This is a genomic window from Pseudomonas sp. NY8896, assembly GCF_039634505.1.
Window position 1 is genome coordinate 223,024 of sequence record NZ_CP132351.1, and the last position, 21,857, is coordinate 244,880.

The window sequence follows — 21,857 nt, forward strand, 5'->3', positions numbered from 1 at the left end:
CTACCACTCCTCGATCTGATCGAACGGTTTGGCCGGCGGCAGGTTGTCTGCCTGCGGGTCAGCCATGTCCACATCCGGCGGTATGGGCTTGGCCGGTGGCTCCGACGTCTTGAGGTGCTGGCGGCGATCAGCGTCGCGCCGCGCCTTGCGCGTGGCCTTCTGGGCGGTGGTCACGATCTCGCGCATCTGCCCGATCATGCGGAACAGCGCCGACTCGTCCACCTGCTCGCGCCCGAGCTGACGCAATTTGGCCAGCGCCTGGCGTTGTTCCCAGAGGGTGACGGCCGGATGGGACAAGGTGCGGTAGTGGATCTCCAGATAGTGCTGACCTTCCGGTTCCAGTACCCAGATGCGGCTGATGTCGCGCGGATCGCGCCGGATCAGGAAGGCGGGCAAGCGCTCGCGCCGGGCAATCCACGGCTTGAGGGCGTCGGCGTAGTAGTGGATGTGGTCGATGACAAAGCCGGTGCGGGTCAGGGTGCGGCGGATCACCGGCAGGAAATCGACCAAAAACGCGGTGGGGCGGGTAACGACGGCCGGGACGCCAACGCGCTCCACGGCCTCGGCCCAGCGCGCGGCCGGCGGCTGGAGCAGGCCGTTGTGCACGGAGCCGTGATAGGTGCCTACCGCCAACGCGAGCCAGCGCTCCAGCTCGCGCAGCGTCAGGGTGGCCATCTTCTCGGAATCGTACTCGCCGCGCTGGCCGGGATTGGAGAAGGTCGTCCCCGGTAATTCGTCGTGGATCATCTGCATCGCCGTGCCGATGATCCGTTCCACGATGCCGCCGTAGTGCGGCTGGCCTGGTGGGCGATAGTCCAGCCGGATGCCATGCTGTTCGCAGCCACGGCGCAGCGCTTCGCTTTTGAACTCGGCCGCGTTGTCCAGATAGAGCAGCCTGGGCTTGCCGCTCATCGGCCAGTCCATTTCCACATTCAGCCCTTCCAGCCAGGGCCGCTTGTCGCAGGCGGCATGCGCGAGGCATAGGCCGACCGAGACGGCGGACGGCGCTTCCAGCGTGACCACCATGCCGAGTACGCAGCGCGTGAACACGTCGATGGCGAGGGTCAAATATGGGCGGCCAATCGGTTGCCGGTCGCGCTCGTCGACCACGATCAGGTCGATGACGGTGTGGTCGATCTGCACCTGTTCCAGCGGCATGGTGACTTCGGGCGGAATGCCACCCGCGCCTTGCAAGGGACGGGCAGCGTCCTGCCCGCCCCGGCTGCGGGCTATTTTCGCCGGGTGTAGTCCGGCAATCCGCTGGGCCACGGTGTTGCGCGCCGGCACCGGCAGCTTCTGGGTTTTGCACGCCTGCGCGACTTCGCGGTGGAACGCCGCCAGGCTGCGTTTCTGCTTGGTCAGGAAGCGCTTTTGCAGCAGCTCGCGGATGATGCGCTCGACCGGTTCCGGCAAGCGCCCCTTGCCTTTGCCGCCGCCGGATCGGCCGGGCGTCAGGTCTGTTACCAGGCCAGTACCCTGCCGGGCGCGACGGATCAGGACATATACCTGTCGCCGGGACAGGCCCAGCGCTTGGGCTGCCTCATCGGCGGCTTCATGCCCGACCACCTCAAGCGCTGCCAGTGGCCCGATGATTTCCGTCCGGTGCCGGGCTTGCGCCCATGCCTCGTCGGGCAGGGTGGCCACGCCTTGCGCGGCAATCGGTGGAGTGTCTGATGTCATGCCCAAACCTCGCTTTGGTGCACACGAGTATTGAGCATAGTCGAGATTGGTGCAGACGACTCCTGATATTGGGCTGTCAGGAGCCGTATGCACACCAGGCGTTACATCCAGTCAGATGGTGCGGTCGTCTTCTGAAAACGACACTTTCGTCCAGGGTCTTGTCTTTGGTGTTGAAAAAGCTGGCCAGGGTATGAGCGTCCATCCCCTCGTTTTTGAGTGCGGCAACTTGGTTCCCATACGGCGCCAATGCGAGGATTCGATAGCCGAGTTGATCCTCTGTCTTGCCGTAACTCATTGCCTCGTTGACGGATGTGAGCAGTTGCACGGCCCGCTCAACGGAGTAGGTTTTGCCCGTACCAGCATCACCCTGAATGCCGACAAACCGATTCTCCGTGCTGACGATGGTCTCGACGGCTTGCCGTTGGCCAGCGGTGAGGGTTGATCCTTCAAGTGCTTTAGCGACCTGCTCCTGGGACATGAGCGGCGTCACCTGGCCCCGGCCAGTGCGCTCAATGGCAAGGATGGCTTTCTCGCGCTTCAAGCCTTTCTGTGTGGTGTAGCGCTTCTCGGTTGGCACCAATGAACCGCGCTCGATGGCGGTGGCCACGTACTGTTTTGCCTGCTTGTCCGTCCAGCCTTTCAACTCCTGCAGGTGAGCTTGCCAACCTGCAGGCGACAACACGGGCGCGTTTTCCGTGGGCTGTGCCATTGAGTAGGCCGGTGCTGACTCTATGAGCGTACCTTGTTGTACCAGCCGGGCTATTTCGGCCCGTACCTGGTCAGGCCCGGCCAACCCTACCGAACGCTGGAGCGCCACGGTCAACAGGTCCAACTGGGTAACAACCTGTTCACGCTCGGTCAGGTGATTGATTGCGTATTGCACAACGGCTTGGGCCGGTGTCAGCCCTGCGGGTAGATTGGGATCAGATGGAACGCGGCCAGCGCCTGACGCTGGGCCTGATTCACCATACTCGCGGCCATCCAATCGGCTTTGTGGGCCGTAGTCGATCCCTAACTCGCGGCTTTTCGTCACCCAATACTGTTTCACCAGATCGTGGTCGCGCTCGTCTTTGTGCGGCCTGGTGGCCATTGAGATAACTTGTTTTTCCAGAGTGGTCGCGTCGGCCCGGGTTTTCCCGTCCTTGGCCAACGCTTCTTCAATGACTTTGCTGCGGCTGGAGAATGCTTCGATCTGTTCCCGTGAAATGTGATTCAGCTCGAAGTTGCCTTTGCCATCGAGTACGCGGATCTCGTAGCCCAGCTCGCGCAGCTCCAAGGCCAGTTGGCCCTTGTACATGGCGTCAACTTCATGCTGAACCTTGAAAATATCGTCGTTGAACAAGGCACGCCATTTACCATCGGCGCGCTGCGTCATGTTCATGATCACCGCATGGGTGTGCAGTTGGGGATCCTTGCCGCGACTCATTTCGTGGCGAAACTTGCCAATGACCATGTTCCCCGTGCGTTCGCGCAGGAACTTGCCCTGTACCTTGCGCCGTGCCTGGGCGAGCTTTTCGACGTGGTGCATGGCCTTGGCCACCGCCCGGTCGTGAGCCAGGGTGACATTTTTGTCGCCGGCGACGAGTGCTTGCATCGACACCGATTTCGGCGCCGAGAATGTCATGTCCAAGCCCATGCGCCGCTTGTTGGTTTCGGCATTGAACGTGGTGTGGATCCGCTCGCCGTTCGGCAACTTGCCATCAAGCAGTTTGGCCAGTTGCAGCTGATCGACGGGGCCGACCAGGCCGAGCCGTTCGGCACCTTCGCCTTGCCACTCGCCGGGTGTTTCCTTGGCGTAGTAGGGGTGCATAGAGAAAACGGAAAAAATCGTACGATAGGCCCTGTGACCCGCAAAGTTCGGGCATGTCTCTGTCAGAGTGTTTGCACTTGCTCGGTTTGCCTTTCATTTCTTGACTACAATCGTGGGAGCTGAAGGATCAGATCCCCTCAACAAAAGCCCCGTCAAGATGCCGGGGCTTTTGTTTTCAGTCCACACCGTTGAGCAGAGAACGACTAGATCATGGTGAGCTGATGCCGGTAGGTGTTGTCATAGAGGTTTGATAGTGCTCCATGTTCAGTCTTTCGCATTCAGCATCTGCTTCTATCTGTGTCGGGTAGGTGAACTGCAATCGCTGCTTATCTTGATTGTCATAAATATCAAACCCGCCAGGAACTGTAGTGGAGTGAAAGCGAGTTCCATTACGAATCGATCCTGTTTCGATGGGGATCGCAGGAACAACAACAAATCTCTGAATCATCGTCGCGTCCTTGTGTTGAGTGAATCTTAACTAATAGCGGCAGCCCGCCACTTCTTCAAGTTTTGATAAACCCAATGACAACCAAGCAGCCTGAAGCCGTGGCCTGTCAGGTTGAAGTCATAGAGGTTTGTAGGGAAACGTCAGGAAAAGCCGAAATAGCCCCTATCTTGACGTACTTCGGTCGTCCGGTCTGACGCCAGGTTGAGGCATAGCCTAGATTGACATGCGCGATGCAACCCTTAACTTGCTTGCACCTATCGTTTCCATGCTAGCTTTATCGTAACGCTCAAGAAATTGGGCTTAATGCCGAAAACAATAAAATAAAACAGCCAACCCTTGAGGTTCTTATGCGCCAGAATTTACCAGTGACGGGTCGAAACTTAGAACTCCCAAAAGATGCCAATATTCTTTCGACTACCTCCCCTCAAAGCCATATCACGTACGTTAATCCTGACTTCATTAAAATCAGTGGTTTCACTGAGGAAGAACTATTAGGCCAGCCTCACAACATCGTAAGACACCCAGATATGCCGCCTGCTGCATTTGAGCATATGTGGAGTACATTAAAATCTGGCCGCTCATGGATGGGGCTAGTAAAAAATCGCTGTAAAAATGGCGACCACTATTGGGTAAGTGCTTATGTAACGCCAATAGCTAAGAATGGTTCGATTGTTGAATACCAGTCTGTAAGGACCAAGCCTGAACCTGAGCAGGTTTTGGCTGCGGAAAAATTATATGCTCAATTGAGAAGCGGGAAGGCCGCGAGGCCGAAATTGGCTGCTAGCTTTTCCGTGAAAATACTCTTGCTCATATGGGGTAGTATTATATCAAGCGCAATGGCTGCCGGCATGCTTACTGATACATCAATAAGCAGCTTATTGTTAGCCACTTTAATGTCAGGAAGCTTAAGCTCTGTTAGTGTTTTGGCTATTCTCTCTCCTCTTGGAAGACTGGTTGAAAGAGCCAGGAATATTTCCAATAACCCATTAAGTCAATCCCTCTACACTGGGCGCACCGATGAGTTTGGCCAAATAGAGTTTGCTTTACGAATGATGCAAGCTGAAACAGGCGCCATAGTAGGTCGCATAGGTGATGCATCAAATCGGCTTAGCGAACACACCCGAGGCCTACTAAAGGATATTGAGTCAAGCAATGTACTTACAGTTGAGCAGCAGGCAGAGACAGATCAAATAGCAACGGCAGTAAACCAAATGGTGGCAAGCATTCAAGAGGTTGCGAGCAATGCACAGCATGCTGCAGATGCGGCCGGAAGAGCAGACACTGAGACGGCATCTGGCCAGCGTCTGGTAGCCCACACAAGCCAGTCAATCACTGCCCTTGAAGGTGAAATTAGGCAAGCCACTCAGGTTATTCATGAGCTTGAAGGTCAAAGTAACGAGATATCAAAAGTTCTGACGTTATACGAGGGATCGCCGAGCAAACGAATTTGTTGGCACTCAACGCAGCAATTGAGGCCGCGCGTGCTGGTGAGCAGGGGCGTGGTTTTGCTGTTGTCGCCGATGAGGTTCGCAGTCTTGCTGCTCGCACACAGCAATCGACAACGGATATTCAAAGCATGATCAGCGCTCTACAAGAGCGAGCGCAATCCGCTGTTACAGTCATGGAGCAAAGTAGTCGGCAAGCGCACACGAGGGCACTGTTGCAAATAGTCGGTGGTGATAAACTTATCATCCCCTTTTGCTGATGGAGCTGCACATGAACCCATTCAAAGGCCGGCATTTTCAGCGTGACATCATTCTGTGGGCCGTACGCTGGTACTGCAAATACGGCATCAGTTACCGTGAGCTGCAGGAGATGCTGGCTGAACGCGGAGTGAATGTCGATCACTCCACGATTTACCGCTGGGTTCAGCGTTATGCGCCTGAAATGGAAAAACGGCTGCGCTGGTACTGGCGTAACCCTTCCGATCTTTGCCCGTGGCACATGGATGAAACCTACGTGAAGGTCAATGGCCGCTGGGCGTATCTGTACCGGGCCGTCGACAGCCGGGGCCGCACTGTCGATTTTTATCTCTCCTCCCGTCGTAACAGCAAAGCTGCATACCGGTTTCTGGGTAAAATCCTCAACAACGTGAAGAAGTGGCAGATCCCGCGATTCATCAACACGGATAAAGCGCCCGCCTATGGTCGCGCGCTTGCTCTGCTCAAACGCGAAGGCCGGTGCCCGTCTGACGTTGAACACCGACAGATTAAGTACCGGAACAACGTGATTGAATGCGATCATGGCAAACTGAAACGGATAATCGGCGCCACGCTGGGATTTAAATCCATGAAGACGGCTTACGCCACCATCAAAGGTATTGAGGTGATGCGTGCACTACGCAAAGGCCAGGCCTCAGCATTTTATTATGGTGATCCCCTGGGCGAAATGCGCCTGGTAAGCAGAGTTTTTGAAATGTAAGGCCTTTGAATAAGACAAAAGGCTGCCTCATCGCTAACTTTGCAACAGTGCCTTCTACGGCACGTTTGAAGGCGCGCTGAAAGGTCTGGTCATACATGTGATGGCGACGCACGACACCGCTCCGTGGATCGGTCGAATGCGTGTGCTGCGCAAAAACCCAGAACCACGGCCAGGAATGCCCGGCGCGCGGATACTTCCGCTCAAGGGCGTCGGGAAGCGCAACGCCGCTGCGGCCCTCGGCCTGGTCCTTCAGCCACCATGCCCGTGCACGCGACAGCTGCTCGCGCAGGCTGGGTGCCAAGCTCTCGGGTAACATCAAGGCCCGATCCTTGGAGCCCTTGCCCTCCCGCACGATGATCGTGCCGTGATCGAAATCCAGATCCTTGACCCGCAGTTGCAAACCCTCACTGATCCGCATGCCCGTTCCATACAGAAGCTGGGCGAACAAACGATGCTCGCCTTCCAGAAAACCGAGGATGCGAACCACTTCATCCGGGGTCAGCACCACCGGCAAGCGCCGCGACGGCCGAGGTCTTCCGATCTCCTGAAGCCAGGGCAGATCCGTGCACAGCACCTTGCCGTAGAAGAACAGCAAGGCCGCCAATGCCTGACGATGCGTGGAGACCGAAACCTTGCGCTCGTTCGCCAGCCAGGACAGAAATGCCTCGACTTCGCTGCTGCCCAAGGTTGCCGGGTGACGCACACCGTGGAAACGGATGAAGGCACGAACCCAGTGGACATAAGCCTGTTCGGTTCGTAAACTGTAATGCAAGTAGCGTATGCGCTCACGCAACTGGTCCAGAACCTTGACCGAACGCAGCGGTGGTAACGGCGCAGTGGCGGTTTTCATGGCTTGTTATGACTGTTTTTTTGTACAGTCTATGCCTCGGGCATCCAAGCAGCAAGCGCGTTACGCCGTGGGTCGATGTTTGATGTTATGGAGCAGCAACGATGTTACGCAGCAGGGCAGTCGCCCTAAAACAAAGTTAGGCAGCACAGAGCGACCATTTCATGTCCGCGAGCACCCCCCCCATAACTCTTCGCCTCATGACCGAGCGCGACCTGCCGATGCTCCATGATTGGCTCAACCGGCCGCACATCGTTGAGTGGTGGGGTGGTGACGAAGAGCGACCGACTCTTGATGAAGTGCTGGAACACTACCTGCCCAGAGCGATGGCGGAAGAGTCCGTAACACCGTACATCGCAATGCTGGGCGAGGAACCGATCGGCTATGCTCAGTCGTACGTCGCGCTCGGAAGCGGTGATGGCTGGTGGGAAGATGAAACTGATCCAGGAGTGCGAGGAATAGACCAGTCTCTGGCTGACCCGACACAGTTGAACAAAGGCCTAGGAACAAGGCTTGTCCGCGCTCTCGTTGAACTACTGTTCTCGGACCCCACCGTGACGAAGATTCAGACCGACCCGACTCCGAACAACCATCGAGCCATACGCTGCTATGAGAAGGCAGGATTCGTGCGGGAGAAGATCATCACCACGCCTGACGGGCCGGCGGTTTACATGGTTCAAACACGACAAGCCTTCGAGAGAAAGCGCGGTGTTGCCTAACAACTCATATATGGACTCTCCCCACAAGTAGTGAGCAAAGCTTTCCTAACCCTGTCGTCAGCGCGGTTGCATTCGTATATCCGGCCTATTTTGGGCTTTACTGCCCTGGCCACTCTGTAGTTCGCGCAGCGGGGGCCAAGCGTTCAATCGATCACGAAGATCATGATTGTTATCGGCCTTATTCCGTTGCAGGACTCGCCTGTTTCGACAGTGTTGCTGCTCACCACAACCACAAGAAAATCATCACATCTTGCTGATTGCTCCGCCGTCAGGCGGGCTTTACGCTTTGCCAGTCACCACTGAAACGCCGCTCGTTGCACCACACAGCCCAGCAAATCCTTACCAATTTATTGGCCAGCGCCACAGCTGCTTTGTTGTGGCCGATACGTGCCGCTGTCTCGACGGCCCAGCGTTGTAACTGGGTCAGTTTCTCCGGCGTGCGGGCCTGACATCGCTGTGCCGCCAGCAAGGCCGCTCGCGAACCGTGGATCAATAAGGTGCGCACATAGACGTTGCCCTGTCGGCTGATGTGGCCCAGTTTACGTCGGTCGCCGCTGCTGAATTCACGCGGTGTCATGCCCAACCAAGCGCTGAGTTGGCGGCCATTAGTAAAACGCTCGGGCTTGCCTACTGCGGTTTTCAGGGCGCTGGCGGTCAGCAGACCAATACCGCTGACCTCATCGAGTTTACGTACCACTTCATCGTCGGCATGCCAGCGCTTGAGTTGCTGTTCGCACTCGACCATGCACTGTTCGTGCAGGTTGATTTCCGCCAGGACGATATGCAGTTGATGACTCAAGGGCGCGATCTCTGGGCGATCAACTAATTCATGGGCGGCACGGATAAACGCGGCAGTGGCGGTTGGGGCTTCGATACCCGCCTCGCGCAAAATACCGCGCAGCAGGTTGATGCGCTGGGTACGGCTCTTCTTCCAGGTTTCGCGCATACCGTGAAGTTGCTGTAACAGCTGTTGCTCCTGGGTTTTCACCGGGACTGGATGAATATCGTTGCAACGCGAGGCTTCTAGCATGGCATCGCAGTCGTTACGGTCGGTTTTGTTGCGACGACGATAGGGCCGTACATAGCGAGGATGGATCAGTTTTACCCGGTGGCCCAGCGCTTGCGCGACACGCCCCCAGTAGTGAGCCGTGCCACAGGCTTCCATCACCCACTCGACCGGCTCGGCTTGCTCCTGTATATATCGCCTAAACGCCTCTCGGTTCAGCCGCTTGCGCTGCACCACCTGGCCGGAACGGACACTCTCGGCAACTTGGTAAACGGACTTGGCCAGATCAACCGCAATTCGCTTCATAACGTCTCTCCCAATGATAAGCCACCGCAGTTCTAGGTATAGAACCGTGGCGCGGGGAGAGTCCATTACAGCATTCAAGCCGACGCCGCTTCGCGGCGCGGCTTAATTCAGGTGTTAGGCAACGGTGTTGTTGCAGATTTTTGGTGCGGAATTATATGAAGAACTATTTTGAGAGCCCGTTTAAGGGAAAACCTCTCGTCGAACAGGTAAAGAACCCAAATATCAAGGTAGGCCGTTATAGCTATTATTCAGGCTATTACCACGGGCATTCATTTGATGATTGCGCTCGCTACCTCCTGCCTGATCGTGATGACGTTGATAAATTGATAATTGGAAGCTTTTGCTCCATAGGGACGGGTGCATCTTTTATCATGGCTGGAAATCAAGGTCACCGATATGATTGGGTTACATCATTCCCTTTTTTCTATATGAATGAGGAACCGGCATTTTCGGAATCAGTTGATGCTTTCCAGGCGGCAGGTGATACCGTCATAGGAAGCGACGTGTGGATTGGCTCTGAAGCAATGATTATGCCTGGAGTAAAGGTTGGCCATGGAGCGGTAATTGGCAGCCGGGCTTTGGTTACCAAAGATATAGAGCCATACACAATAGTTGGTGGCAACCCTGCAAAAGAGATAAAGAAGCGCTTTTCAGAACAGGAAATTTCAATGTTGCTAGATATGAAGTGGTGGGATTGGCCGTTGGAGCAAATTAAAGAAGCAATGCCTCTTTTGTGCTCGTCTGATATTGCAGGCTTGTACCATTTTTGGCAGCGTTCAAGTGCCTAACAAACGGCTGTTGTCGCCCCTTCGGGGCTGGGACGGCCTTTCCGCCGCTTTGCGGCTACAAGTCCGCCCCAAAGCCGGGCGTTATGTAGCAGAATAATATCTATGCACCTCCTAAGGCCAACCAGAAGAAAAATTTCCACCACAGTACTTTTTATAAGTATTGGTTTTGTTTTTTCAGTCGTCAGCGACCTAACCTCAAAAGCATACAAAGAATACGTCAAGAATACCCACTTCGAGGGCCAGCTTCTTGAAGATTACGAAAATATAATAAAACAAGGACCACTAACACCCGCAGTGCCAGACAACCGAATTTACGAACTCGTAAAAAAAATCCCACCAGAGGCGCACAAAAAAGTTGAGCTAGCCGGATTATTTAACATTTGGTTCACGGTTATTTTTGGGCTTCTAATTACATACCTTGGAGCGTGTGTTGCACATCGCGAATCTAAATCGCGTGATGCCACATAACAATTGGTTCAAGTCGCTCGCTTCGCTCACTCGGGACCGGCTAAAGCCGGCCCCTTAACCAAACGTTAGATGCACTAAGCACATAATTGCTCACAGCCAAACTATCAGGTCAAGTCTGCTTTTATTATTTTTAAGCGTGCATAATAAGCCCTACACAAATTGGGAGATATATCATGAAAGGCTGGCTTTTTCTTGTTATCGCAATAGTTGGCGAAGTAATCGCAACATCCGCATTAAAATCTAGCGAGGGCTTTACTAAGCTTGCCCCTTCCGCCGTTGTCATAATCGGTTATGGCATCGCATTTTATTTTCTTTCTCTGGTTCTGAAATCCATCCCTGTCGGTGTTGCTTATGCAGTCTGGTCGGGACTCGGCGTCGTCATAATTACAGCCATTGCCTGGTTGCTTCATGGGCAAAAGCTTGATGCGTGGGGCTTTGTAGGTATGGGGCTCATAATTGCTGCCTTTTTGCTCGCCCGATCCCCATCGTGGAAGTCGCTGCGGAGGCCGACGCCATGGTGACGGTGTTCGGCATTCTGAATCTCACCGAGGACTCCTTCTTCGATGAGAGCCGGCGGCTAGACCCCGCCGGCGCTGTCACCGCGGCGATCGAAATGCTGCGAGTCGGATCAGACGTCGTGGATGTCGGACCGGCCGCCAGCCATCCGGACGCGAGGCCTGTATCGCCGGCCGATGAGATCAGACGTATTGCGCCGCTCTTAGACGCCCTGTCCGATCAGATGCACCGTGTTTCAATCGACAGCTTCCAACCGGAAACCCAGCGCTATGCGCTCAAGCGCGGCGTGGGCTACCTGAACGATATCCAAGGATTTCCTGACCCTGCGCTCTATCCCGATATTGCTGAGGCGGACTGCAGGCTGGTGGTTATGCACTCAGCGCAGCGGGATGGCATCGCCACCCGCACCGGTCACCTTCGACCCGAAGACGCGCTCGACGAGATTGTGCGGTTCTTCGAGGCGCGGGTTTCCGCCTTGCGACGGAGCGGGGTCGCTGCCGACCGGCTCATCCTCGATCCGGGGATGGACCGGCGATTGGTCCATGGCGAAACGGCCGACCTTGCGCCGACCGGCTTCGGGCAACAGGTCCGCGAAGCCATGGACCAGCGCCGCGAGCATCATATCGAACAGCGCGACGCCACGCGCAACAGGGACGGCCGAATCTTCTACCGGCGCAATCTTCTCGCCACCCTGCGCGAGCGGGAAGTTGCGCGCGCCGGTGCGGAGATGGCCGAGGGCAAGGCGCTGCCGTTCCGCGCCGCCAAGGATGGTGAGAGTGTCAGCGGCAAGTTCACCGGGACTGTCCAGCTAACGAGCGGCAAGTTCGCCATCGTGGAAAAGAGCCACGAGTTCACCCTTGTCCCGTGGCGGCCGATCATCGACCGCCAGCTCGGCCGCGAGGTCGCGGGTATCATGCAGGGCGGTTCGGTGTCGTGGCAGTTAGGGCGGCAGCGGGGGTTGGGGCTATAGGAGCCAACGATACCGCATTGCAACGCAACAACTAATTCGATAAGAGCTGCTATTCAATTTCGTAATCGTGGAGCCATCAGCATGGGAAATTCCAAGTCAGCAGACAAGTAAGCCGCAACATCAGAATTGTTGTTGCGGCGCTCTGTAAGACCAATCCCATCTGATTGCTGACGAGCAGACGCTGCCCGGTATCCTTAATCGAGCGGTTGATTCGTCATGACCACCACACGCCCCGCGTGGGCCTATACGCTGCCGGCAGCCTTGCTGCTTATGGCTCCCTTCGACATCCTCGCCTCGCTGGCGATGGATATTTATCTTCCAGTCGTTCCGGCGATGCCGGGCGTCCTGAACACGACTCCATCCATAATCCAACTCACGTTGAGCCTCTACATGGTGATGCTCGGTGTGGGCCAAGTGATCTTTGGGCCACTCTCCGATCGCGTCGGGCGACGGCCGATCCTGCTTGTAGGCGCAACGGCTTTCGTTGCTGCGTCTCTGGGAGCGGCTTGTTCTTCAACTGCATTAGCCTTTGTTGCGTTTCGTCTGGTTCAGGCTGTTGGAGCATCGGCCATGCTGGTGGCCACCTTCGCGACCGTGCGCGACGTATATGCCAATCGTCCCGAAGGTGCCGTCATCTACGGCCTTTTCAGTTCGATGCTGGCGTTCGTGCCTGCGCTCGGCCCTATAGCCGGTGCGCTGATCGGCGAGTTTTGGGGATGGCAGGCGATCTTCATCACACTGGCTGCACTGGCTTCGCTCGCACTCTTAAACGCCAGTTTCAGGTGGCATGAAACCCGACCGTTGGATCAGGCCAGAACGCAACGATCTGTTTTGCCGATCTTCGCGAGTCCGGCCTTTTGGGTTTACACGGTCGGATTTAGTGCCGGCATGGGCACATTCTTCGTTTTCTTCTCGACAGCCCCCCGTGTTCTCATAGGCCAAGCCGGCTATTCCGAGATCGGATTTAGCTTGGCCTTCGCGACTGTCGCGCTGGTCATGGTCACGACAACCCGCTTCGCAAAGTCCTTCGTTGCCAAATGGGGTATCGCGGGATGCGTAGCGCGCGGGATGGCGTTGCTCGTTTCCGGCGCGATCCTGTTGGGGATCGGCCAACTTTTCGGATCGCCGTCATTTTTCAGCTTCATCCTGCCGATGTGGGTTGTCGCGGTCGGCATTGTCTTCACGGTGTCGGGTATAGGAAGTATAAACCACCTTTTTGCTCCTCATCCGAAGTATCTTACCTGAAATTCCCTCACTCGTTTACCGCTCAAGCCCCAATTTTAACTGCCGGTCCAGCCTAAACCGCTCTAATAAGGTTCGATTTGGCGGTAAAATCTCTAGCCTGATAGCTCGAGAGATACAAACTGCCCCACCGCCCCGTTTAAAAGTTGGCAGTGTTGAGCAGTGTTGGATTTGGGGTCGTCAGTCAAAGAGACGACTCTGTGATGGATCGAACAGGCTGGGAGTCAGTGGCGGCGCTCGTTCTGGTGGCAGCTCACGCTGCTTGGCGGCATTCGCCTTGGCTGTTTTCTGTTTCAGATGCTTGAGAATCTGCTCAATGACCTTCGGATCTTCGATGCTGGCAATCACTTTGACGTGACCGCCGCAGTGTTCGCAGACTTCAATATCAATATTGAAGACTCGCTTGAGGCGTTGCATCCAGGTCATGGCGCGGTGGCGCTCTGCAGGACTCTTGTCACGCCAGTTAGTATCGAGACCTTCCGATTTGTCGGGCTTCTTGCCCCGCTTGGCGGGTGTTACTTGAACTCGGTGTTTGCTGTTCGGTGCAAAGACGCCGTGGAAGCGTGTGAGGTTGACTCGCGGCTTAGGTACCAACGCAGCGAGTTTGGCGATGAAGTCCAGCGGCTCGAAGATCACATGGGTGGTGCCATTGCGGTACGGAGTTTTGAGCTCGTAACGCACCTGCCCATTGGCGGTTAATGCCAGACGTTTTTCTGAAACCGCTGGCCGACTAATGTAGCGACACAAGCGCTCAAGCTTATCCCGCTGATGCGCTTCGGCCATCACACCGGCGTGTAGCGAGAAACCAGCATGGTTGGCTACTCGACTGCTTGAGTCGGCTTTATCCTCACGCCCTGGCAAGGTTTGCAGGGTGAAGACTTTGCGCCCTTGCTGGGGGCCGACGGCAATGCGATACGTAACCGAAGCACCATGTAATTGAGTCAGCGTATCGTCTTCGCCCTCTTCCAGTGTCAACCACGTATTCTCGGCATCACGCTCCAAAATCCCACGCTTTTCCATGCAGCGAGCGATGCGATGGCTGAGGGTGTGAGCGAGCGTATTCAGCTCATCGTAAGTGGGTGCCTTGACACGATGGAAGCGTTGCTTGCCATAGTCATCTTCGGCATAGACACCATCGAGAAACAGCATGTGGTAGTGGACATTGAGATTTAGCGCGGAGCCAAAGCGTTGGATAAGAGTCACTGAGCCAGTTTGTGCAGAGGCTTTGGTGTAACCGGCTTTTTTGATCAGATGAGTTGAGAGTGTACGATAGACGATACTCAAGACCTGGCCCATCAGCTGGGGATGGCGAGCCAGCAAAAAGCGTAGCTGGAAAGGAAAGCTGAGCACCCACTGGCGAATGGGCTCCTTGGGGAAGACTTCGTCTATCAGCAGCGCCGCACTCTCGGCCATCCGGCGGGCACCGCAGCTAGGGCAAAAGCCGCGTCGTTTACAGCTGAAGGCGACCAGACGCTCGTGATGACAATCCTCGCAGCGAACCCGCATGAAACCATACTCCAGACGGCCACATTGGAGGAGGTCGTTGAATTCTTGTTGGATGTAGCGAGGCAGGTGTTGACCTTGGGCTTCGAGTGAGGCTTTGAAGGCTGGGTAGTGCTGCTCAACCAGCTGGTAGAGCAGCGTCTGGTCGGGTTGGTGGCGTTCGTAACCGTTTGTTTGAGTGGGCGATTGACTCGCCGTGGCGTTCCTTGCCAGCGACATGGGTATCCTCCGCTGATACTGTGGTTATGTACAGTATCAGCGGCTTGCGTTCAGACGTCCAGTCTGGCCCTAGACATCGCTAAATGCTTAACCCGCAATAGCCCTCACGAGTTGTTATCAGCCACTACCGGTTGAGCGAGAAGGTTTTGGGTTCAGGGTGCTATTGCTCCACCAATCACAATACTGAAGCCCCAACTGTTATCAGTTGGGGCTTTTTCTTGTCTGTTTGCGGCGGTTGCGTTTTATCGGTAGTCGTCGAGCTCTGCACCATCCCACATAAGAGCTTAACGGTGCGATCTTCAACGCCATCACACAAAACTTTCTTTTTCACGCACAGTCAACTTATTGGATGTTTTATTAACAACCCAAAAGGAGATATTTAGCGGGCGGCCGGAAGGTGAATGCTAGGCATGATCTAACCCTCGGTCTCTGGCGTCGCGACTGCGAAATTTCGCGAGGGTTTCCGAGAAGGTGATTGCGCTTCGCAGATCTCCAGGCGCGTGGGTGCGGACGTAGTCAGCGCCATTGCCGATCGCGTGAAGTTCCGCCGCAAGGCTCGCTGGACCCAGATCCTTTACAGGAAGGCCAACGGTGGCGCCCAAGAAGGATTTCCGCGACACCGAGACCAATAGCGGAAGCCCCAACGCCGACTTCAGCTTTTGAAGGTTCGACAGCACGTGCAGCGATGTTTCCGGTGCGGGGCTCAAGAAAAATCCCATCCCCGGATCGAGGATGAGCCGGTCGGCAGCGACCCCGCTCCGTCGCAAGGCGGAAACCCGCGCCTCGAAGAACCGCACAATCTCGTCGAGCGCGTCTTCGGGTCGAAGGTGACCGGTGCGGGTGGCGATGCCATCCCGCTGCGCTGAGTGCATAACCACCAGCCTGCAGTCCGCCTCAGCAATATCGGGATAGAGCGCAGGGTCAGGAAATCCTTGGATATCGTTCAGGTAGCCCACGCCGCGCTTGAGCGCATAGCGCTGGGTTTCCGGTTGGAAGCTGTCGATTGAAACACGGTGCATCTGATCGGACAGGGCGTCTAAGAGCGGCGCAATACGTCTGATCTCATCGGCCGGCGATACAGGCCTCGCGTCCGGATGGCTGGCGGCCGGTCCGACATCCACGACGTCTGATCCGACTCGCAGCATTTCGATCGCCGCGGTGACAGCGCCGGCGGGGTCTAGCCGCCGGCTCTCATCGAAGAAGGAGTCCTCGGTGAGATTCAGAATGCCGAACACCGTCACCATGGCGTCGGCCTCCGCAGCGACTTCCACGATGGGGATCGGGCGAGCAAAAAGGCAGCAATTATGAGCCCCATACCTACAAAGCCCCACGCATCAAGCTTTTGCCCATGAAGCAACCAGGCAATGGCTGTAATTATGACGACGCCGAGTCCCGACCAGACTGCATAAGCAACACCGACAGGGATGGATTTCAGAACCAGAGAAAGAAAATAAAATGCGATGCCATAACCGATTATGACAACGGCGGAAGGGGCAAGCTTAGTAAAGCCCTCGCTAGATTTTAATGCGGATGTTGCGATTACTTCGCCAACTATTGCGATAACAAGAAAAAGCCAGCCTTTCATGATATATCTCCCAATTTGTGTAGGGCTTATTATGCACGCTTAAAAATAATAAAAGCAGACTTGACCTGATAGTTTGGCTGTGAGCAATTATGTGCTTAGTGCATCTAACGCCTTGCTAAACGGCAGGCAAAGCGCAGCTTTGGCTGTCCGGTGGAGGGCCGTAGGCCCGGAACGTATTTGAGCAACTTGTTAGCTGCATGCTTACCGCTGATCTCTTCGTATGTATACAGCATATCTCGCATTTGTGCGCTTTGTTTTTCCTGACTCGGGAGCTACAAGATTGAGCCATATTTCGCCTTTCGAGTTCACTGGCTCTATGGATGAAATTCGCCAAACGCAACCAAAATTCGTATAACTCAAATGGATAAGCATTCCGACACGAAGCTGATTCGAAGGGATACTCTGGCCTACGTTGTGACGCTTTTTATAAAATCCTCTTGCCATAACTACTCCGTTTCTTGGCAGCTAACGCCTGGCACAGCGGATCGCAAACCTGGCGCGGCTTTTGGTACAAAAGGCGTGACAGGTTTGCGAATCCGTTGCTGCCACTTGTTAACCCTTTTGCCAGATTTGGTACCTATAATTTATGTTAGAGGCGAAGTCTTGAGTAAAAACTGGCCTAAAATTGCTGGGGATTTCAGGAAAGTAAACATCACCTTCCGGCTCGATGTCTATTGTAGATATATGTAGTGTATCTACTTGATCGATCAGGCTTTTGTATATCTCCCCACCACCTGAAACAATGACATGATCCGTTATTTTCTTTAGGTTGGTTAAAGCATCTTTAATTGATGGAAAGATCAATACGTTCTCATTGTCAGATGTAAAACTTGAACGTGTTACGACCGCATACTTTCGGTTGGGTAATGCTCCCATTGATTCAAAAGTCTTGCGTCCAACCAACAGCCATTGGTTATAGGTAATAGCTTTAAACAGGAGCTGTTCACCTTTGGCACTCCATGGAATATCAGGGCCATTCCCGATAACTCCATTCTTCGATATAGCTACCATTAGTGATAGTTTCACAATTCTTCCTCAGAGGTTAACGCAAAGCACACGGGCGGAAAAACGCGTTAGCGTTTGACGTCCCAGTGGCCGCAGGCCACGAGTGATGCGCCTTGTTATGTTTTTGAACGCTGCGCATTAGCTTTACTATCTAAAATATTTAATAACTCTTCGTACTTAGGCCCAGAACCAAACTGAGGTAATCCGATAGCCAGAACAACAGCGCCGAATGCTAAATAAACGATAAACTCAGCAACAACCACGCCTGTTGCCATCAAGGTAATACCGCATAGCATGACAACAATGAGCAAAACTCTGAAGAATGTTGCAGCTTTAATCTTTTTCCTAGCACCGGCTATCACTGCCAGTTCTTTGTCACTAAATTCCATAGTTAAACCTTTTTAAAACATAACGCTGCCAGCAAGCGCGACGCTGTTTGGCGTCGCTTGACTGGCCTTGTTAGCAGCCTGCACCTAACTTTCGCGGCTTGCCGCACTGGCAAACCCGAACAACGGCAAGCTGCTTTTAATTTAAAACTAAACCGGTTAACTGCGATACGGCGAGCCGACCGGAACCTGTAAAACTGTTAAGCGAAGCCAAGAAGAACAACGCTACCGCCACAACCGTTTGCAGCAAACCCACAAACTGGCGAACTAAACCTTTTGGCGCTGCCGCTAGGAAAACCAAACGCGAGCAATGCCGAAAAAAGCTACTGACTAAAACCGTTAAAACCCGAAAACCTGCTAACGCCCGGCTTTGGGGCGGACTTGTAGCCGCAAAGCGGCGGAAAGGCCGTCCCAGCCCCGAAGGGGCGACAACAGCCGTTTGTTAGGCACTTGAACGCTGCCAAAAATGGTACAAGCCTGCAATATCAGACGAGCACAAAAGAGGCATTGCTTCTTTAATTTGCTCCAACGGCCAATCCCACCACTTCATATCTAGCAACATTGAAATTTCCTGTTCTGAAAAGCGCTTCTTTATCTCTTTTGCAGGGTTGCCACCAACTATTGTGTATGGCTCTATATCTTTGGTAACCAAAGCCCGGCTGCCAATTACCGCTCCATGGCCAACCTTTACTCCAGGCATAATCATTGCTTCAGAGCCAATCCACACGTCGCTTCCTATGACGGTATCACCTGCCGCCTGGAAAGCATCAACTGATTCCGAAAATGCCGGTTCCTCATTCATATAGAAAAAAGGGAATGATGTAACCCAATCATATCGGTGACCTTGATTTCCAGCCATGATAAAAGATGCACCCGTCCCTATGGAGCAAAAGCTTCCAATTATCAATTTATCAACGTCATCACGATCAGGCAGGAGGTAGCGAGCGCAATCATCAAATGAATGCCCGTGGTAATAGCCTGAATAATAGCTATAACGGCCTACCTTGATATTTGGGTTCTTTACCTGTTCGACGAGAGGTTTTCCCTTAAACGGGCTCTCAAAATAGTTCTTCATATAATTCCGCACCAAAAATCTGCAACAACACCGTTGCCTAACACCTGAATTAAGCCGCGCCGCGAAGCGGCGTCGGCTTGAATGCTGTAATGGACTCTCCCTGCGCCACAGTTCTATACCGAGAACGGTGGTGGCTGAAATTGGGAGTGTTGTGATGAAGCGAATTGCGGTTGATCTGGCCAAGTCCGTTTACCAAGTTGCCGAGAGTGTCCGTTCCGGCCAAGTGGTGCAGCGCAAGCGGCTGAACCGAGAGGCGTTTAGGCGATATATACAGGAGCAAGCCGAGCCGGTCGAGTGGGTGATGGAGGCCTGCGGTACGGCCCATTACTGGGGGCGCGTGGCGCAGGCACTGGGCCATTCGGTAAAGCTGATCCACCCGCGCTATGTGCGCCCGTATCGCCGCCGCAACAAGACCGACCGCAACGACTGCGATGCGATGCTAGAAGCCGCGCGCTGCAAGGATATCCATCCCGTGCCTGTGAAAACCCATGAGCAGCAACAGGTGCAGCAACTGCATGGGCTGCGCGAAACCTGGAAGAAAAGCCGTACTCAGCGGATCAACCTACTGCGCGGCATCCTGCGCGAAGCGGGCATCGAAGCTCCAGCCTCTACCGCCGCTTTTATCCGTGCCGCCCATGAGTTAGTTGAGCGCCCAGAAATCGCGCCCTTGAGCCATCAACTGCATATCGTCCTGGCGGAAATAAACCTGCACGAACAGTGCATGGTCGAGTGCGAGCAGCAACTCAAACGCTGGCATGCCGACGATGAAGTCGTGCGCAAACTCGATGAAGTCAGCGGTATTGGCCTGTTGACCGCCAGCGCCCTGAAAACCGCAGTCGGCAAGCCCGAGCGCTTTGCCAATGGTCGCCAGCTCAGCGCTTGGCTGGGCATGACGCCGCGAGAGTTCAGCAGTGGTGAGCGGCGCAAACTGGGCCACATTAGCCGGCAAGGCAATGTATACGTGCGCACCCTGTTGATCCACGGCTCGCGCGCGGCCTTGTTGGCAGCGCAGCGCTGTCAGGCCCGGACACCCGAGAAACTGACCCAGTTACAGCGCTGGGCCGTCGAGACGGCGGCACGTGTTGGCCACAACAAAGCGGCCGTGGCCTTGGCCAACAAGCTGGTTAGGATTTGCTGGGCGGTGTGGTGTCATGAGCGGCGATTTAGTGGTGACTGGCAAAGCGTAAAGCCCGCCTGACGGCGGAGGTAATCAAGAAGGCGTGATGGTTTTCTTGTGGTTGTGGTGAGTAGCAGCACTGTCGGAACAGGCGAGTCCTGCAGCGGAATAAGGCCGATAACAATCATGATCTTCGTGATCGATTGAACGCTTGGCCCCCGCTGCGCGAACTACAGAATGGCCAGGGCGGTAGAGCCCAAAACAGGCCGGATATACGAATGCAACCGCGCTGACGACAAGTGCAAAAGAAAAGCTTTGCTCACTACTTGTGGGGAGAGTCCATATATGAGTTGTTAGGCAACACCGCGCTTTCTCTCGAAGGCTTGTCGTGTTTGAACCATGTAAACCGCCGGCCCGTCAGGCGTGGTGATGATCTTCTCCCGCACGAATCCTGCCTTCTCATAGCAGCGTATGGCTCGATGGTTGTTCGGAGTCGGGTCGGTCTGAATCTTCGTCACGGTGGGGTCCGAGAACAGTAGTTCAACGAGAGCGCGGACAAGCCTTGTTCCTAGGCCTTTGTTCAACTGTGTCGGGTCAGCCAGAGACTGGTCTATTCCTCGCACTCCTGGATCAGTTTCATCTTCCCACCAGCCATCACCGCTTCCGAGCGCGACGTACGACTGAGCATAGCCGATCGGTTCCTCGCCCAGCATTGCGATGTACGGTGTTACGGACTCTTCCGCCATCGCTCTGGGCAGGTAGTGTTCCAGCACTTCATCAAGAGTCGGTCGCTCTTCGTCACCACCCCACCACTCAACGATGTGCGGCCGGTTGAGCCAATCATGGAGCATCGGCAGGTCGCGCTCGGTCATGAGGCGAAGAGTTATGGGGGGGGTGCTCGCGGACATGAAATGGTCGCTCTGTGCTGCCTAACGCCGCGTTAAGTAGTGAGCAACATGCCACCCAACCTAAACCATTGTGCCGTAAACACTAAATTCAAAGCAAACCGAAAATGCCCAGCGTTGCGAATCTGTCTTAAACGCTTTGTTATGTGCGTAGCCGAATCTTGCGCTTAGTCAGGAACAATGATTACCCCTAATTGCTCCAGTAACTGCTCCTGTTGCCACGAGCATATTTTTACACCTGTAAGATCAATCTTTCGAGGATCTAAACCATAAAGCTCTGAATGACTTAAATCACAGCCTTGTACTCTAAACTGTTCCCAGCAGTCTTCTGAAAAAACGCCACGACTTAAATCTGATTCTTTAAATGAAGCGCCTCGAAGATTTGCACCAATCCATCTATTTTCGAACAGGTCACATTTTTCAATAAGCTGCTGCTCAAAATTGGCATAGGATAAGTTACAACCTGTTATGTATGCAGAGCAAAAGTACATTTTATTCGAAACCTGATTTACAAAACTAACTTGGCTAAAATTTGCCCCTTTAAGATCACAATCTCTCAGTTCAATACCAAAGCAATTTGCCCCCTTAAAATGGGACATTGAAAGCTGACAATCTTTAAATGAAGCATCTCGAAGATCAGCATAAGAAAAATCGCACCCTTCCAGTGCCCCCTGCTCTATGAAAGTACAGTTAATGAACTGTGTATCTCGAAGGTTTGAGCGCTTAAAATTACAATGTATAAAAGTACAATTGCTAAAGATATGTTCTTGCAAGTCCTGATGTGAGAAGTTCACTTGATTATATAATTGCTTTGATTTTTCCATGCTGTAGCTCCAAAAAA

Annotated in this window: 17 protein-coding genes and 4 pseudogenes; 8 read left to right on the forward strand and 13 right to left on the reverse strand. The window is 54.3% G+C overall.

The window, feature by feature from the left end; translation table 11 throughout:
* The 3 genes and pseudogenes from Q9451_RS32620 to Q9451_RS32630 all read right to left on the reverse strand — a co-directional run bounded on the left by Q9451_RS32620 (window position 1) and on the right by Q9451_RS32630 (window position 3,938).
* Entirely contained in the window at window positions 1-1,680 is a 1,680-nt protein-coding gene (locus Q9451_RS32620; protein WP_003465068.1) for a DDE-type integrase/transposase/recombinase, read from the reverse strand.
* A gap of 148 nt (window positions 1,681-1,828) precedes the next feature.
* Window positions 1,829-3,481 (reverse strand): annotated as a pseudogene (gene mobF / locus Q9451_RS32625) (MobF family relaxase); the annotation flags it as partial.
* 217 nt (window positions 3,482-3,698) lie between these two features.
* Entirely contained in the window at window positions 3,699-3,938 is a 240-nt protein-coding gene (locus Q9451_RS32630; protein ID WP_081791613.1) for a hypothetical protein, read from the reverse strand.
* 347 nt (window positions 3,939-4,285) lie between these two features.
* On the opposite strand from Q9451_RS32630, the pseudogene Q9451_RS32635 reads away from it, so the two are divergent.
* Window positions 4,286-5,589: pseudogene (locus Q9451_RS32635) on the forward strand (PAS domain-containing methyl-accepting chemotaxis protein); the annotation flags it as partial.
* Window positions 5,590-5,654: 65 nt separating this feature from the next.
* Window positions 5,655-6,359 carry an IS6-like element IS26 family transposase gene (locus Q9451_RS32640; RefSeq protein ID WP_001067855.1) on the forward strand — a complete coding sequence of 235 codons (705 nt, stop codon included), beginning with the start codon at window positions 5,655-5,657 and terminating at the stop codon, window positions 6,357-6,359.
* Window positions 6,360-6,411: 52 nt separating this feature from the next.
* Here the strand turns inward: Q9451_RS32640 and intI1 are convergent.
* A pseudogene (gene intI1, locus Q9451_RS32645) lies at window positions 6,412-7,209 on the reverse strand (class 1 integron integrase IntI1); the annotation flags it as partial.
* A 161-nt stretch (window positions 7,210-7,370) separates the two neighbouring features.
* Here intI1 and Q9451_RS32650 point away from each other — a divergent pair.
* A complete protein-coding gene (locus Q9451_RS32650) occupies window positions 7,371-7,925 on the forward strand; it encodes an aminoglycoside N-acetyltransferase AAC(6')-IIa (protein ID WP_023622803.1) in 555 nt (184 codons plus the stop codon).
* A gap of 268 nt (window positions 7,926-8,193) precedes the next feature.
* On the opposite strand, the gene Q9451_RS32655 is transcribed toward Q9451_RS32650, so the two are convergent.
* On the reverse strand, window positions 8,194-9,237 hold the full coding sequence (locus Q9451_RS32655; protein ID WP_076611546.1) for an IS110-like element ISPpu25 family transposase: 1,044 nt from the start codon (window positions 9,235-9,237) through the stop codon (window positions 8,194-8,196).
* A gap of 155 nt (window positions 9,238-9,392) precedes the next feature.
* Between Q9451_RS32655 and catB (Q9451_RS32660) the strand changes: the two genes are divergently transcribed.
* The 4 genes and pseudogenes from catB (Q9451_RS32660) to cml form a co-directional block, all read left to right on the forward strand.
* Window positions 9,393-10,025, forward strand: coding sequence for a type B chloramphenicol O-acetyltransferase (gene catB, locus Q9451_RS32660; RefSeq protein ID WP_023622804.1), 633 nt, complete (start codon window positions 9,393-9,395; stop codon window positions 10,023-10,025).
* A gap of 641 nt (window positions 10,026-10,666) precedes the next feature.
* Window positions 10,667-11,014 carry a quaternary ammonium compound efflux SMR transporter QacE delta 1 gene (locus tag Q9451_RS32665; protein ID WP_000679427.1) on the forward strand — a complete coding sequence of 116 codons (348 nt, stop codon included), beginning with the start codon at window positions 10,667-10,669 and terminating at the stop codon, window positions 11,012-11,014.
* Window positions 11,008-11,979, forward strand: coding sequence for a dihydropteroate synthase (gene folP / locus Q9451_RS32670; RefSeq protein ID WP_000259026.1), 972 nt, complete (start codon window positions 11,008-11,010; stop codon window positions 11,977-11,979). The genes Q9451_RS32665 and folP overlap by 7 nt, the downstream gene beginning before the upstream one ends.
* A gap of 216 nt (window positions 11,980-12,195) precedes the next feature.
* Window positions 12,196-13,170: pseudogene (cml, locus tag Q9451_RS32675) on the forward strand (CmlA/FloR family chloramphenicol efflux MFS transporter); the annotation flags it as partial.
* Window positions 13,171-13,401: 231 nt separating this feature from the next.
* Here cml and Q9451_RS32680 read toward each other — a convergent pair.
* From Q9451_RS32680 to catB (Q9451_RS32705), 6 genes are all read right to left on the reverse strand, one after another.
* On the reverse strand, window positions 13,402-14,943 hold the full coding sequence (locus Q9451_RS32680; protein WP_000050481.1) for an IS91-like element ISCR1 family transposase: 1,542 nt from the start codon (window positions 14,941-14,943) through the stop codon (window positions 13,402-13,404).
* Window positions 14,944-15,347: 404 nt separating this feature from the next.
* Window positions 15,348-16,187, reverse strand: a complete 840-nt coding sequence (sul1, locus tag Q9451_RS32685) for a sulfonamide-resistant dihydropteroate synthase Sul1 (protein ID WP_000259031.1) — start codon at window positions 16,185-16,187, stop codon at window positions 15,348-15,350.
* Window positions 16,181-16,528, reverse strand: coding sequence for a quaternary ammonium compound efflux SMR transporter QacE delta 1 (locus Q9451_RS32690; protein WP_000679427.1), 348 nt, complete (start codon window positions 16,526-16,528; stop codon window positions 16,181-16,183). Before Q9451_RS32690 ends, sul1 begins: the two co-directional genes overlap by 7 nt.
* A gap of 552 nt (window positions 16,529-17,080) precedes the next feature.
* Window positions 17,081-17,554: a trimethoprim-resistant dihydrofolate reductase DfrA1 gene (gene dfrA1 / locus Q9451_RS32695; RefSeq protein WP_023622807.1), complete on the reverse strand. Its 474-nt coding sequence runs from the start codon at window positions 17,552-17,554 to the stop codon at window positions 17,081-17,083.
* A 95-nt stretch (window positions 17,555-17,649) separates the two neighbouring features.
* Window positions 17,650-17,922 (reverse strand): hypothetical protein, encoded by a 273-nt coding sequence (locus Q9451_RS32700; protein ID WP_023622806.1) that lies wholly within the window; start codon window positions 17,920-17,922, stop codon window positions 17,650-17,652.
* 439 nt (window positions 17,923-18,361) lie between these two features.
* Entirely contained in the window at window positions 18,362-18,994 is a 633-nt protein-coding gene (gene catB, locus Q9451_RS32705; RefSeq protein ID WP_023622804.1) for a type B chloramphenicol O-acetyltransferase, read from the reverse strand.
* A 154-nt stretch (window positions 18,995-19,148) separates the two neighbouring features.
* Between catB (Q9451_RS32705) and Q9451_RS32710 the strand changes: the two genes are divergently transcribed.
* Entirely contained in the window at window positions 19,149-20,192 is a 1,044-nt protein-coding gene (locus Q9451_RS32710) for an IS110-like element ISPpu24 family transposase (protein WP_076611547.1), read from the forward strand.
* A gap of 272 nt (window positions 20,193-20,464) precedes the next feature.
* Here Q9451_RS32710 and Q9451_RS32715 read toward each other — a convergent pair whose 3' ends face one another.
* Complete coding sequence (locus tag Q9451_RS32715) at window positions 20,465-21,019, reverse strand: aminoglycoside N-acetyltransferase AAC(6')-IIa (RefSeq protein ID WP_023622803.1); 555 nt, start codon at window positions 21,017-21,019, stop codon at window positions 20,465-20,467.
* A gap of 164 nt (window positions 21,020-21,183) precedes the next feature.
* Window positions 21,184-21,840: a quinolone resistance pentapeptide repeat protein QnrVC6 gene (locus tag Q9451_RS32720; RefSeq protein WP_032495607.1), complete on the reverse strand. Its 657-nt coding sequence runs from the start codon at window positions 21,838-21,840 to the stop codon at window positions 21,184-21,186.
* Between the last annotated feature and the right edge of the window lie 17 nt (window positions 21,841-21,857).

What these genes read in the sequence shown, in the direction of transcription:
- Q9451_RS32720 (WP_032495607.1), bottom strand. Translation starts at nt 21,840, where the DNA reads ATGGAAAAATCAAAGCAATTATATAATCAAGTGAACTTCTCACATCAG.
- Q9451_RS32620 (WP_003465068.1), bottom strand. Translation starts at nt 1,680, where the DNA reads ATGACATCAGACACTCCACCGATTGCCGCGCAAGGCGTGGCCACCCTG.
- Q9451_RS32715 (WP_023622803.1), bottom strand. Translation starts at nt 21,019, where the DNA reads ATGTCCGCGAGCACCCCCCCCATAACTCTTCGCCTCATGACCGAGCGC.
- Q9451_RS32680 (WP_000050481.1), bottom strand. Translation starts at nt 14,943, where the DNA reads ATGTCGCTGGCAAGGAACGCCACGGCGAGTCAATCGCCCACTCAAACA.
- Q9451_RS32650 (WP_023622803.1), top strand. Translation starts at nt 7,371, where the DNA reads ATGTCCGCGAGCACCCCCCCCATAACTCTTCGCCTCATGACCGAGCGC.
- Q9451_RS32640 (WP_001067855.1), top strand. Translation starts at nt 5,655, where the DNA reads ATGAACCCATTCAAAGGCCGGCATTTTCAGCGTGACATCATTCTGTGG.
- Q9451_RS32710 (WP_076611547.1), top strand. Translation starts at nt 19,149, where the DNA reads ATGAAGCGAATTGCGGTTGATCTGGCCAAGTCCGTTTACCAAGTTGCC.
- Q9451_RS32690 (WP_000679427.1), bottom strand. Translation starts at nt 16,528, where the DNA reads ATGAAAGGCTGGCTTTTTCTTGTTATCGCAATAGTTGGCGAAGTAATC.
- catB (WP_023622804.1), top strand. Translation starts at nt 9,393, where the DNA reads ATGAAGAACTATTTTGAGAGCCCGTTTAAGGGAAAACCTCTCGTCGAA.
- Q9451_RS32630 (WP_081791613.1), bottom strand. Translation starts at nt 3,938, where the DNA reads ATGATTCAGAGATTTGTTGTTGTTCCTGCGATCCCCATCGAAACAGGA.
- sul1 (WP_000259031.1), bottom strand. Translation starts at nt 16,187, where the DNA reads ATGGTGACGGTGTTCGGCATTCTGAATCTCACCGAGGACTCCTTCTTC.
- Q9451_RS32700 (WP_023622806.1), bottom strand. Translation starts at nt 17,922, where the DNA reads ATGGAATTTAGTGACAAAGAACTGGCAGTGATAGCCGGTGCTAGGAAA.
- folP (WP_000259026.1), top strand. Translation starts at nt 11,008, where the DNA reads ATGGTGACGGTGTTCGGCATTCTGAATCTCACCGAGGACTCCTTCTTC.
- catB (WP_023622804.1), bottom strand. Translation starts at nt 18,994, where the DNA reads ATGAAGAACTATTTTGAGAGCCCGTTTAAGGGAAAACCTCTCGTCGAA.
- Q9451_RS32665 (WP_000679427.1), top strand. Translation starts at nt 10,667, where the DNA reads ATGAAAGGCTGGCTTTTTCTTGTTATCGCAATAGTTGGCGAAGTAATC.
- Q9451_RS32655 (WP_076611546.1), bottom strand. Translation starts at nt 9,237, where the DNA reads ATGAAGCGAATTGCGGTTGATCTGGCCAAGTCCGTTTACCAAGTTGCC.